The 13,253-nt window shown below is 61.9% G+C and carries 11 protein-coding genes; 1 reads left to right on the top strand and 10 read right to left on the bottom strand.

What is annotated here, in order from left to right; translation table 11 throughout:
* Nucleotides 1-22 precede the first annotated feature (22 nt).
* From HK26_RS05670 to HK26_RS05625, 10 genes are all read right to left on the bottom strand, one after another.
* On the bottom strand, nt 23-580 hold the full coding sequence (locus HK26_RS05670) for a hypothetical protein (protein ID WP_086638887.1): 558 nt from the start codon (nt 578-580) through the stop codon (nt 23-25).
* Nucleotides 577-1,821 carry an aminopeptidase gene (locus HK26_RS05665; protein WP_374188223.1) on the bottom strand — a complete coding sequence of 415 codons (1,245 nt, stop codon included), beginning with the start codon at nt 1,819-1,821 and terminating at the stop codon, nt 577-579. Before HK26_RS05665 ends, HK26_RS05670 begins: the two co-directional genes overlap by 4 nt.
* A 116-nt stretch (nt 1,822-1,937) precedes the next feature.
* The gene (locus HK26_RS05660; protein WP_086638885.1) at nt 1,938-2,531 is read right to left on the bottom strand and encodes a DUF1643 domain-containing protein; all 594 of its coding nucleotides are present in this window, start codon (nt 2,529-2,531) and stop codon (nt 1,938-1,940) included.
* Nucleotides 2,532-2,624: 93 nt separating this feature from the next.
* On the bottom strand, nt 2,625-3,215 hold the full coding sequence (locus HK26_RS05655) for a sugar O-acetyltransferase (protein ID WP_086638884.1): 591 nt from the start codon (nt 3,213-3,215) through the stop codon (nt 2,625-2,627).
* 60 nt (nt 3,216-3,275) lie between these two features.
* Nucleotides 3,276-4,433: a thylakoid lumen protein gene (locus HK26_RS05650; protein WP_143296291.1), complete on the bottom strand. Its 1,158-nt coding sequence runs from the start codon at nt 4,431-4,433 to the stop codon at nt 3,276-3,278.
* Nucleotides 4,434-4,449: 16 nt separating this feature from the next.
* Nucleotides 4,450-5,688, bottom strand: a complete 1,239-nt coding sequence (locus HK26_RS05645) for an MFS transporter (RefSeq protein ID WP_086638882.1) — start codon at nt 5,686-5,688, stop codon at nt 4,450-4,452.
* Nucleotides 5,689-5,904: 216 nt separating this feature from the next.
* Nucleotides 5,905-7,887 (bottom strand): acetate--CoA ligase, encoded by a 1,983-nt coding sequence (gene acs / locus HK26_RS05640; RefSeq protein WP_086638881.1) that lies wholly within the window; start codon nt 7,885-7,887, stop codon nt 5,905-5,907.
* A 53-nt stretch (nt 7,888-7,940) separates the two neighbouring features.
* Entirely contained in the window at nt 7,941-8,873 is a 933-nt protein-coding gene (gene prpB / locus HK26_RS05635; RefSeq protein WP_086638880.1) for a methylisocitrate lyase, read from the bottom strand.
* Complete coding sequence (prpC, locus tag HK26_RS05630) at nt 8,870-10,039, bottom strand: bifunctional 2-methylcitrate synthase/citrate synthase (RefSeq protein ID WP_086638879.1); 1,170 nt, start codon at nt 10,037-10,039, stop codon at nt 8,870-8,872. Before prpC ends, prpB begins: the two co-directional genes overlap by 4 nt.
* Before the next feature lie 35 nt (nt 10,040-10,074).
* On the bottom strand, nt 10,075-11,637 hold the full coding sequence (locus tag HK26_RS05625; RefSeq protein WP_086638878.1) for an MmgE/PrpD family protein: 1,563 nt from the start codon (nt 11,635-11,637) through the stop codon (nt 10,075-10,077).
* Between the two features lie 130 nt (nt 11,638-11,767).
* Here HK26_RS05625 and HK26_RS05620 point away from each other — a divergent pair, with 130 nt between their 5' ends.
* The gene (locus tag HK26_RS05620; RefSeq protein WP_086638877.1) at nt 11,768-13,189 is read left to right on the top strand and encodes a helix-turn-helix domain-containing protein; all 1,422 of its coding nucleotides are present in this window, start codon (nt 11,768-11,770) and stop codon (nt 13,187-13,189) included.
* Nucleotides 13,190-13,253 lie beyond the last annotated feature (64 nt).

Here is a 13,253-nt window from a genome sequence, read left to right as displayed (position 1 = left end):
ACAGGATTAAATCATGGACGCTCTAGTGGACCTGCGTGCTGCTGCTGTCCGTACTCTGGCGCAGAACGCCCACCAGCTCCTGCAACGCCTGCGGGTTGTTCTTGAGGATGGCCACATTGGCTGCATCCGGCACGGGCATCTGCGCGCCACCCTGACCGGGGGGAACATTCAGCAGGCTGCCAGTCAGGCCCACGCAGGTCAGGCTCATGACAAAGCTGCGCGCATCCAGCCCATGCGCCTTGAGAATAGCCTCCAGCCCCGGCACCTGCCCCACAAGAGCGATCTGCTGGTCCAGCGACATGCCAGCATGCCCCGGCGGCTGAATTTTGGCGGCCTGAATGGCCCTGAGCGTAGCACTCAGCCGGGGCAGTACATCCGGGGCCAGCTTGTAGTGCAGGGCTGTGTCCATGTCATGCTGCATGGTAACCACCTGCTCGGGCGTCAGGGACGGTGCATGGGGGGTGGCACCGCCAACAGGGGTCACACTCTGGGCATGGGCCGCGCCACCTGCCAGCAGGGCCACAGCCCCCAGAACAGTGGAAACCTTGCGGATAAAAATCATGTTTTCAAACCCTCTCATACTGCAATCACCCATTCACCACCGCGCATGAGCGGCACGCGGCCGCCCTGTGCGTCCAGCCCGTCCACATCAATGTCGCCCGAGCCGATCATCCAGTCTATGTGGATCATGCTTGTATTGGCGCCGCGTGCGGCCAGTGCGGCCTCGTCCTGCCCCTGCGTGTCCCGCATGCATTTGGTGTAGGACTGGCCAAGAGCTATGTGGCTGGCTGCATTTTCATCAAACAGAGTGTTCTGGAACAACAGCCCGCTGCGCGAGATGGGGGAGGAATGGGGCACAAGCGCGACCTCACCCAGTCTTCTGGCCCCTTCATCCGTGTCCAGCACCCGCTCAAGCACCTCCTGCCCGCGTGTTGCGTGCATGTCCACAATCCGCCCGCCCTCAAAGCGGACCTTTATCCCGTCTATGAGCGTGCCTTGGTGCGAGAGTGGCTTGGTGCTGGCCACGGTGCCCTCCACACGCAGGCGGTGGGGGGTGGTGAATACCTCCTCGGTCGGGATGTTGGGGTTGCACACAATGCCGTTGCCCGCTTTTTCGGCCCCAGCGGCCCAGTCATGCCCATCGGCCAGCCCGACCAGCAGGTCCGTGCCGGGGCCGGAAAAATGCAGGGCGTCGTAGCGCACATCGTTCAGATAAGCTGCGCGGCGGTGCAGAATGGCGTTATGCGCCGCCCACTGCGCCACCGGGTCATCCCCCGTTAGGCGCGAGACGGCAAAAATGGCCCGCCAGAGTTCCTCCACCGCCTGCTCCTGCGGCAGGTCGGGAAAAACCTGCATGGCCCATTCCGGCGTAGCGGCGGCCACAATGCACCAGTTCACATCAAAATTGGTAATGATCTCCATGGCAGGGCGGTTCACGCGGGAGGCGGCCTTGCTGGCGCGGGAGACGTGCTCGGGGTTCTGCCCTGCCAGCAGGGCGGGGTTGGAGCCGGTAATGGCCATGCGCGCAGCCCCTGCACGAAAGCCCTCTGCCATGCCTGCGGCCAGCCAGCCTGCGGCTGTGTCAAACGTGTCTTCCGCGCCGTACTGGTAGCGCGCCAGCGTGGTCTGCTCATCCGAATAAAAGGTGCTGACCAGCGATGCACCTGCCTTGTAGGCGTGCTCGGTAATGCGGCGCACCAGCAGCACTGCATGCAGCGGCGCGGTCATGATAACCTGCTGGCCGGGGGCTACGTTCAGCCCTGTGCGGGCTGCCACCTCGCCCAGCCGGTCAAGCTGGGCGGCAAATTCGGCCGAAGCCAGATAACCACGACCGGCCTGCGTGTTGTGTTCCGTCACGTCTGTCTCCATCCCTTTGTACAGCCTAACCCTGTTGCGTGTATGGGATACCCATGGGGCGCATCCGTCAACTCCGCCCTTTACCCCCGCATGCCTGCCACGCCATCTGCCGCTGCGGGGGATGTTGCGGGCAGTTCAAAGGGTTTGAGGTCGGCTGGCAGGTAGAGCGGGTGGCATGGCCGCCCCCCCGCACTCAGCCTGAGCGCACATACGGCAATCCCGTGGTTCTGGAGCATTTGCACAACCTGTGGCCCGCGCGCGCGCAGCCCCTTGTGGTGGGGGGAGCCATAGGCGGCAACAACAAGGTCGGCCTTGCGCGCCATATCCAGCAGGGCGGCATCGTTACCCGGCCCTACGGGGTCTGGTGTTTCCAGCAGCCGGGTCTGGTCGGTGCAGCGGTAGGCAAAGGTATTGCCCACAAACAGCCCACCATACCCCCATGCCCGCGCGTAACGCTGGCATTTGGCCACGGTCCGGTCATCTCCATGCTCGGTGGCGACTGAGGGGTTCATCATCAGCCACATGACCATTGGCCTGCCCTCCTCCCACACCCGGCGCAGGGTGTAGCGGTAGCAGTTGTCCTCCCCGCCATAGGTGGCGGTGCTTACGACGTCATCCGACAGTCTGAGCGGGCGGGACTGGCCGACATGGTGGCCTGTAAACAGATCTTTCATCACACTTCTTGCTGGCAGGGTTGGGGGCTTGTCTGCCCCCTGTGTATGCTGCAACGCCTGCCAGCACAAACCGGAGCCAACGCATCCACCACCCTACGGGGCAAAGCCGGTGCGATCAGCCGGGGTCAGGGCGCGTATGACCCGGCATGGCACCCCTGCGGCCACCACCCCGGCAGGCACGCTGCGCGTGACCACACTGCCAGCCCCCACAATACTGCCCGCACCAATGCTGACACCGGGGGTAATATGCACCCCCGCCCCCAGCCACACCCCGTTGCCAATACAAATGGGGCGGGCGTAGCACCCACCTGCCGCACGCTCGGCGGCATCCAGTGCATGGTTGGCCGAATACAGGCCCACACGCGGACCAAACAGGACATTATCCCCAATTGTAATGGGGGCAGCATCAAGCAGAATACAGTCAAAATTGGCGTAAAAATTATTGCCAATGCTAATATTACGCCCAAACTCGCACCGTAGTGTGGGCTCAAAATGCACATGCTGGCCAACAGAACCCAGCAGGGTGCGCAAAAGAGCCTCCCGCTCCGGGGCGGGGCGGCCAAAGCTTGCGTTGTAGCGGTTGCTCAGCACCACCGCAGCCTCACGCGCGCGCACCAGTTCTGGCGCAAGGTCGTTGTACATCGCACCCGTGCGCATGAGCGCCATGTGCTCATCCAGTGTCATTATGGCATTCTTCTCCCTGCCTGCGTCTGGTTTTGTTCGTGCCCCTAAACTACCCCCCCCTTAGCCGGGGTGTGCCGCATGCCAGCGCGCCGTGGTTGCAGCCTGCACTGCGGCCTGCTCGCGCACAATTTTTTCCGGGTCATACCCAAGGGCTACACACTGGGCATGGGTTATGTAGCCTGTTTGTAGCAAAAAAAGGGCCAGCGCCTGCGGGTAAGGCACTTTGCGCTGGTAGGGCGCGGGACAACCCTCCACCCCCCGCACCTTAACGGACGGGTCCAGTGCGCACCATGTCTGCCCGCTATCCGCGCGCCGGTCATACCAGTGCCGCATGTACATCCACCCCGACCGGAGCTGCCCCAGATTGGCGCTATTGGCCACATAGGCGGCCAAAAACCCGTTAATATCCTTACGATCCGGCGGAGGTGGCGCCCGAAAGGCAGGGAAGTCACGCCGGAACCCGGCCCGCAAAAACGGTGCATAGGCAGGCTGGGTGGTGACGTTACGCAAAGTACCGGGCGTGTAATCATAAATTACAACAGGCAGGACAGACCATGCATAGGACGCAAATACGTAGTTGAACTGCTGGTCACCCAGCACAAACTGCCGCCCGCCATCATGGTTGATGTCCAGCACCACGGGTGTACCATCCCCATCCTGCGATGGCAGGGGGGTGACCCGCCACTGGCCCGTGTCATCCAACCCCACAATGGCGGCAACCGTGCAGCAGTGCGCCCCCATTGTGTAACCCGACAGCAGCACCTGCAAAGGTCCGCCACTTTTGTCCAGATGGTACAGGGCAAGGCGCAGGGTGCCCAGCATACCCCCGTCATCTCCCGTTATCAGGGGTGCAATATCCTGCCTGAACGCGGGGTGGCCGGGCGCTTTGAGCACCAGCGTTGCCACGGTGCATGGTGGCTCCCCCCCGGCGGGTGCGGGGTTGGACGCCTCCATCAACATTGCCTTGCCCGGGCAGGGCTGTTGCGGGGCAACCTCTACCTGAACGGATATACCCTCCACCTCCAGCGCCACAGGCTGGGGGGACGTATGGTTGATCCTGTCAAAAATTACGGCGCGGGCTAGTGGTGGCACACGCAGGGGCTCCAGGATCGGGGCTGGGGCCGGGGTGCGCACACGCCGTGGCGGGTTGGCCGCCATGGCGGGGGCAAACACGCCCAGTGCAACCAGCAGGCACGCGGCTCTTCCAAAATGGCGCATTGTGGGGTCCTTGCTGTCAGGCGTGTTCACCCAATGTGCTTTGCGGGTGCAGGCGGGCGTTGAGCAAGGTTAACACCAGCACCACCAGTGCCGCCATACCCACACTGAGCATAAGGGCGGGAGCCAGCCCTGCCCCCATCCACGCCGCTAGCCGGGTTTGCAACAGGGCGTTGCTGGCCGCGATCAGGTTGCCGCACTGGTAGGCCAACCCCGGAAAGGTGGCCCGTACAGATGCGGGGGAAAGCTCGCTCAGATACGCAGGCACCACCCCCCACGCCCCCTGAATACAGAACTGGATGCACATGGCCCCCACCCCAAGCCAGAAGACCGAGTGCGGCAGGGTCCATAACGGCAGGAGCGGCAGGGTCAGCCCTGCTGCCACGGCAATGGCATACTGCCGCCCGATCCGCTGGGAGAGCACACCAAACACCACCCCGCCCGCAATGGCCGCCAGATTGTAGAGCACCGCAAGGGTTGTAATGGAGGTTGGCGGCACATGCCGCTCAAGGGCAAGGAACACCTTGGGGTACAAGTCCTGCGAGCCGTGGCTCATAAAGTTGAAAGCCGCCATAAGGGCGACCGCAAACACACACAGGGCCATGTTCTGCCGGACCACATCGAGCATACCGGGCTGGCGTGCAGCCCCTGCCCCCTGCGCTTTGCGGGCCAGCCAGTCCGGGCTTTCGGGCACCCGCAGCCAGATGTAAATGGCCGAAACAATGGCCCCACCCCCCAGCACAAACAGCCCGCGCCAGCCCAGAACAGGCAGGAGCAGGAACAGCAGCGAGGCCAGCAGATACCCCGCCGGGTACCCCGCCTGCAAAATGCCCGATGCCGTACCCCGCCATGATGGAGGCACGCTCTCCATGATCAGTGACGTGCCAACGCCCCATTCCCCCCCAAGGGCTATGCCAAACAGTGCGCGCAGGACCAGAAAGACCGTAAGCGTTGGCGCAAAAGCCGACAGCACCTCAATAAGCGAGTAAATGGCGATTGTTCCGATCAGCACCGGTTTGCGGCCATAGGCATCCGCCGCCCGCCCGCACACAAACGCCCCTATGGGCCGGGTCACAAGGGTGAGCGTGGGGGCCAGCAGCACCACCTCCAGCGAGGTGGAAAAACTGTGTGCAACATTATCCAGCGTGAACAGGACAATAAAAAAATCACACGCATCAAGCATCCACCCCAAAAACGAGGCAGCCACAACATGCCGCGCTGTTGTGCGGTCAAGGATGGGGGAAGCACTTATGGCCATGGGGGGGACTCCTGCCTGCGGGGTTCCCCACTTTGTCGCATGCCCGCTATCTGGCCCGCCACGGTGGACTCATCACGAATACGCCAGTCTGGCGCGGACGTGAACACGCTGCACAGCCGACAGCCCGTAACAGGCAAAAGGGCCGGGGCGTTACCACCCCGACCCCTCCGGTCTTGCCGCGCTTAGCAAGATTTTGCTGCGTGCTGGCCTGTTGGCTCAGGCTCTGGCCTGCACTGCTTCTGACTGCCCAAAAGCCATCTGCCCCCACACGCGCTCACGCAGCATGGGCACAATGGACTGATCGCTCAGGGCCGACAGATCACCCAGTTCATTCGTATCGCCACTTGCGATCTTGCGCAACAACCGCCGCACGATTTTGCCCGAGCGGGTGCGTGGCAGGTCTGGCACCAGATAAACCGCCTCCGGCGCTGCGTAACGGCCAATCAACTGGACCACAAGGCGGCTGATGCCTGCCTCATCCAGCCCTGCGGTTACGTCCTTGCGCGGGATGGCAAACACCACCAGCGCCTGCCCCTTGACCGGATGCTCAACCCCAACGGCTGCGCACTCCACAATCCTGTGGTCGGCACCCAGTGCATCCTCCACCTCCGCCGTGCCAAGGCGGTGCCCGGCAATGTTGATGACGTCATCCATACGGCCGGTTATCCAGTAGTATCCATCCTCATCCCGCTTTGCGCCATCGCCGGTAAAATACAGGCCCGGCGCCATGGAAAAATACGTCTGGCAAAAACGGGCATGGTCGCCCCATATGGTGCGCGCCTGACCGGGCCATGAGCGGGCAATGCACAGCGCCCCCTCCGCAGCGCCCTGCTCCACGCGGCCACGCTGGTCGAGTATGGCCATTTCCACCCCCGGCAGAGGCATGGTGGCCGAACCGGGCTTGAGCGACTGCACCCCCGGTATGGGGCCAAGCACAATGCCTGCGGTCTCGGTCTGCCACCATGTGTCGGCCACGGGGCAGCGCTTTTTGCCCACCACATCATGGTACCACAGCCATGCATCGGGGCTTATGGGCTCACCCGCAACACCCAGCAGGCGCAACGAGCCAAGGTTATGGCGGTTTACCACCGCATCGCCTTCGGCCATCATGGCGCGTACGGCTGTGGGGGCGGTAAAGAGCATGCTCACCCTGTACTCGTCTATCAGGTCAAACCATCTGCCCGGCTGGGGGTAGGTTGGCAGGCTGTCCGAAATCATGGTGGTGCCACCATTGGCCAGCGGGCCATACACAACAGAGGTGTGCCCCGTAATCCACGCCACATCCGCTGTGCACCACAGCACATCTCCCGGCTGGTGGGTGTAGACCATGCCCATGGTGTAGGCCGCCCACACCATATAGCCCCCCGTTGCATGCACCACCGCCTTGGGCTTGCCCGTGCTGCCCGACGTGTAGAGCATGAACAACGGGTCCTCCGCCCGCATGACGGCGGGGACAAAATCCGCCTCGAAATTGTCCACAAAGTCATGAAAATCGTAGTCACGTCCGGGCAGCATGGGCACAGCCTCCTCCGACGTGCGCACGACCAGCACGGAATGCACACCACTGTTGCCCCCCGCCTTGCGCAGGGCCTCGTCCATGCTCTGTTTGTAGGCTACGGGCTTGTTGCCACGCCACGCCATGTTGGCGGTAATAACGGCCACGGCCCCGCTGTCCACCAGCCGCTCGGCAATACCTTCTGCCGAAAACCCGCCAAACAGCACCACATGCACCGCCCCAATGCGCGCACACGCCAGCATGGAGACAACCGCCTCCGCCACCATAGGCAGGCAGATAGCCACCCGGTGCCCTTTTTCCACCCCCAGATGGGTCAGGGCGTTGGCAAGGCGGCACACGCGCTCGTGCAGGTCCGTGTAGGTCAATTTTTCCGAGCGTCCATGCGCCTCACGCTGGCTGATCAGGGCGACCTGATCCCCCCTGTCGGTCAGGTGCCGGTCTATGCAGCAGACCGAGGCATTGAGCGTGCCATCTGCAAACCAGCTTATGGACACGTCATTTTCAAAACTACCAGTAAAGCCCTGCGTGGGTCTGGAGCACCAGTGTATGCGCCGCGCCTGTTGCAGCCAGAACCCGTCCGGGTCGCGCTGTGCCTGCTCACGCATGGCCTGTAACTGCTCGGGTGTCATCAGTGCCGGGTAGTCGGGGTAGTTGCGTGCCGGGATGAGTGTGTGGTCCGTCATGGTCTTGTATCCCCTGTTCTTGTTGTTTGTGTGGGACAGAAGTTCTGCGGTGTTCAGGCGGCGTTGCGGTCGGGCTGCCCTATGTGGGGCAGGACGGTGGCCACAATGCCTGCGTCCAGTGTTTCGTAGTCATAATAACGGAGTGTTCTGTACAGCTCCTCGCGGGTTTGCATACGGTCCAGCATGGCATGTGTGCCACCTGTGCGCGCAATGGTGGCAAACAGTTCGGCCTGCGCCTTGTTGGCCGCCCGCAGGGAGCTGACAGGCCATATGACCATGCTGTAGCCCATGGACTCAAACTCGGAGGCCGTAAAATAGGGTGAACGCCCGAACTCGGTCATATTGGCCAGCAAAGGCACGTCTGGCAGGCGGCGCGCAAACTCCCTGAACATCTCTTCCGATATCAGTGCTTCGGGGAAAATGGCATCGGCCCCGGCCTCGTAATACAGGCGTGCACGCGCAACTGCGCCATCCAGCCCTTCCGAGCCTGCGGCATCTGTGCGGGCAATGACCACCATGTCACGCCGGGCGCGGGCAGCGGCGGCCACTTTTTGCGCCATCTCCTGTGGGGAGACGAGTTTTTTATCATTCAGGTGGCCGCATTTTTTGGGCAGCACCTGATCCTCAATATGCACGGCGGCGGCCCCTGCCTCCTCAAAAGCGCGGACCATGTTCATCACGTTCAGGGTTTCACCGTACCCGGTATCCCCATCCACCAGCACGGGCAGGCCTGTGGCGCGCACAACCTGACGGATGAAAAAACACACCTCGTCTATGGTAATAATACCAAGATCAGGCAGGCCCATGCTCGCGGTCATGGCCGCACCTGACAGGTAGAGCGCGCCAAAACCGCAGTCCCGCGCCTGGAGCGCGGCCTGCCCGTTATGCGCACCAGGGATCTGCATGATCCCTTTACGGTGCATCATCTCCTTAAAACGCTGGCCCGCGGGGGTTGCGGGCAGGTCTTTGCCTACCAGATAGGTCATGCGGCGTACTCCAGTCCATCGCGTTCGCGCAGGGGCATTAACGGGCGCGGGTCCGGCCCTGTATAATTGGCGGAGGGGCGGATGATTTTTCCATCCCGGCGCTGTTCCATAATGTGTGCGCACCAGCCCGTAACGCGGGACATGACAAACACAGGGGTGAACATGGGCGTGGGAATACCCATGGCGTTGTACGAAACAGCGCTGAACCAGTCGAGGTTGGGGAACATCTTCTTCTGCTCCGCCATAACCCGCTCCAGACGCTCGGCTACGGTGTAGAGCCGCATGGTGCCGTTGCGGCGGGAGAGGTCCCTTGCCACTTCCTTGATAATGTCGTTGCGTGGGTCAGCCAGCGTGTAAACCGGGTGCCCAAAGCCGATAATGACCTCCTTGGCCTCCAACCTGCGGCGGATGTCCGCCTCGGCCTCGTCCGCCGTGTGGTAGCGTTGCTGGATATCCAGCGCCACCTCGTTGGCACCCCCGTGCTTGGGGCCACGTAGCGCGCCAATGGCCGCCGTGACGGCGGAATACATGTCCGCCCCCGTGCCTGCGACCACGCGCGCGGCAAAGGTGGAGGCATTGAACTCATGCTCCGCATACAGGATGAGCGAAGTATGCATGGCCTGCACCCAGTCTGCCGGGGGGGCATACCCATGCAGCAGGTGTAAAAAATGCCCGCCTACGCTGTCATCTTCCGTCTGGGTGTCTATTCTGCGCCCGTGGTTGGAGTAATGGTACCAGTAGAGCAGCATGGAGGCTGTGGAGGCGACCAGCCGGTCCGCAATCTCACGCGCACCGGCTATGGGGCTGTCGCTCCGCTCGGGCAGGGCGCAGCCCAGAACCGACACAGCAGTGCGCAGCACGTCCATGGGGTGGGTGGAGGCAGGCAGGCGCTCCAGCGCCGCCCGCACAATGGCGGGAATGTCACGCAGGCCCATCAGGTGGCGTTTGTAACCCTCCAGCTCCGCCGTGTTGGGCAGGTAGCCGTGGATGAGCAGGTAGGCGACCTCCTCAAACGTGCAGGCACGGGCGAGGTCTTTTATGTCATACCCCCGGTAGTGCAGGTCGTTGCCGCTGTGGCCAACCGTGCTCAGGGCCGTATTGCCCGCCACAGTGCCGGACAGGGCTACGGATTTTTTTGGTTTTGTGCGGTGCAGTTCGGTGTGCATGGTCCTTGCTCCCCTGCCGTCATGTTCTGTGTCTGTCAGGATGTGAGGGCTGCGCTCTGCTGAGAGGCTCTGGCCCCCTTACCCGACAGGCCGAAGTTGAAAATGCCTTCCACCTGACTGAGCTGCACGTCCTGTGGAGGAATATACAGCTCAAGCTGGTGGAGTTCCCCCGCCCCCAGCTCGGGCAGGCGCTGCACGGCCGCCAGAAAGCGCTCGACCTCCGCATCCGCCACAATCCCTTCTGACAGGGTGCGGAATTTTCTGATGTAGTCCGCACGTTGCCACGGGGTTGCCCCCAGCGTATGGGCGTTGGCCACGGCCAGCTCGTCTGCCAGAATGGCGCCGTTTTTCATACGGATGACAATGCGCCCACCAAAGGCTTTTTTGTCCGGGTCACTCTCGTGGTAGCGTTGTGTCCACTCGGGTTTTTCAATCGTGTGGATTTTTTTCCACAACCGCACCGTATCGGCCCGGCGTGCCCGTTCCGGCTCGTAGGAGCGCACATGGTGCCAGCACCCGTCCTGCAACGCCACAGCCACAATATACATAATGGAGTGGTCCAGTGTCTCCCGCGTGGCCTGTGGGTCAAACTTCTGCGGGTCATTGGAGCCTGTGCCAATCACGTAGTGGGTGTGGTGGCTGGTTTCGATCAGCACATCGTCCACATCCTCCCAGTTGCTGATTTTTTTGCCCATGCGAAAAGCAAGGTCGATCAGCGCCTGACTCTGGTATTCGGCAGAATGCTCCTTGGTAAAGGAGGACAGAATAGCCCGCTTTGGCTCGCCCATGCTTGGCAGCGGCACGGAGTAGAGCGCGCTCTTGCCATCAAGCATCCATGCAATCACGCCATCTTCCCCTTCGTAAATAGGGGTTGGGGATGTCTCGCCCAGCATGGCGCGGTCAACGGATTCCACAGCCATTTTGCCCGCATGGGCCGGTGCATACGCCTTCCATGACGAAATCTCGCCCTTGCGGCTCTGGCGCGTAGCTGTGGTCACATGCAGCGCCTGCCCGATGGCCTGATAGATAACCGAAGGCGGCAGGCGCAAAAGTGCGCCAATGCCTGCCGCAACCGATGGGCCAAGGTGGGCCACATGGTCAATCTTGTGCTTGTGCAGGCAGATGGCGCGGGCCAGATCAATCTGGATTTCGTACCCCGTGGCAATGCCACGGATCAGGTCCGCACCACTGCGGTTGCACTGCTGCGCCACGGCCAGAATACCGGGAATATTGTCCCCCGGATGGGAGTATTCGGCCGCCAGAAACGTGTCATGGTAGTCCAGTTCGCGCACGGCGGTGCCGTTGGCCCATGCCGCCCACTCCGCATGCACGCGCACATCCGCCCCCATGCCAAACACGGTCGCCCCGCCCGGCCTGCGGTGGGCCAGTGCCTCGCTCCGCGCACTCATGACCGAATGGCGGTTGACCGAGGCCATGGCCACGGCGGCATTATCGATCATGCGGTTGATAATCATGTCCGCGACTGCAGGCTCCACCCCCACCGGGTCCGCGGCGACCTGCGCAATTTTCCATGCCAACTGGTCTGCACGGTTCAGGCGGTCGCTCTCGGGGTGTACGCGCACTTCATGATTTTGCATTGTTCCGGCCCTTGCCATCTTGTGATCTAGGGAAACAGTTGCAGACTGTCGCGTAAAGAAGCAGAGGAATAAGAGTAAAAAGAAGCGAAGGAATTCGCGCCGCTTGCAAAGTCTGTGAAGGTTGGTGTGCATGCCCAGAACAAAAACCAAGCTGTTTGCCGGGAACAGGCTGCGCCAGCTCCGCCAGCGCGAAAGCATGACACAGGCCGCACTCGCGGAGTGTGTTGGCGTCTCGCTCAGCTACCTTAACCAGCTTGAGCGCAACCACCGCCCCCTGCCCGACCACCTGCTGCAAACCCTGTGCGAACGCTTTGCCCTGAACCCCGCATGGTTTGCCGACACGCGGGAGGCCCATGCCGTGCAGGCCCTGCGCGAGACCATGGCCGACCCGATTTTTAAAAACGCGCCCCTGCCACTGGCAAAAATGGTGGAGTCCGCGCGCCAGAGCCCAGAACTGTGCGAGGCGTTTTTAACCCTCTACCGCGCCTATACCTTTGACCAGGAACGGCGCGAACATGCACCTTCGGCCAGTAGCCCACCCCCGCTGGAGCCTTACGAGAGTGTTGGCAACTGGGTGCAGGAGCATAACAATTATTTTCATGAACTGGATTGTGCCGCAGAGGATTTTTACGAAACCATCATTCAGGACACACTCCCACTCAGCACAGCCCTTGTGCGCCACTTACAGGAGCGGCACGGCCTGAGCATAACCCACAGCACGGACATGCACACCCGTGGTCTGGTGTGGCGCATTGACCGGCACAAACGTCAGGTCCAGCTCCCCCATGACCAGCCACCAGAGAGCACGCTGTTTTTTCTGGCCCAGATTATTGGCCAGTTGGAACACAACCGCCTGATGAGCGATATTCTGCGCCGTGAAGGGCCAAAAGAGCGCAATGCGCAGGAACTCGCGCGTGTGTACCTTGGCAACTATTTTGCTGGCGCGCTCATCCTGCCCTATATGCGGTTTTTACAGCACGCCCAGAGCATGCGGTATGATGTGGACGACCTGCGCCGCCACTTTGGCGTAAGTTTTGAGCAGGTCTGCCACCGGCTGAGCACCATGCAGCGCTTTGGTGCTGAGGGCATTCCCTTCTATTTTCTCAAACTGGATATTGCCGGGAATATTCTTAAAAGTTTTTCGGCCAACCGTTTTTCCCAATCCCGGTTTGGCGGCCCCTGCCCGTTGTGGAACGTCTTCCGCGCCTTTGCAACGCCGGGGCAGATACAGGTCCAGCTTTCGCAGACCACGGATGATTCCATCTACCTCAACGTCGCACGCACCGTAGGGCGCGAGGGGCTGAACTACGCCGACCGCCCCCGCCAGATTGCCATGGTGCTGGGCTGCACCATACAGGACGCGGCAAAAACCGTTTACGCCGCAGGGCTGGACCTACAGGACCACACGCTGGTGGTGCCTATTGGGCCGGGCTGCCGGGCCTGTGGGCGCGAGCAGTGCAGCCACCGCTCGCTCCCTGTTTCTGGCAGGGTTCTGGACACGGGCAGCAATGCCCGCGGGGTTGTGCCTTACAGAGCCGTACCCGAACGCTAGAAAATAAAACCTGCGCCACTGGCCATGCCCACAGGCACACCCACCGATCAGTCAGGTCAACCTT

This window comes from Acetobacter okinawensis, assembly GCF_002153655.1.
Classification (GTDB): Bacteria; Pseudomonadota; Alphaproteobacteria; order Acetobacterales; family Acetobacteraceae; genus Acetobacter; species Acetobacter okinawensis_A.
Note: the sequence above shows the minus strand (reverse complement) of the source record. Positions and strands in the feature narration are given on the sequence as shown.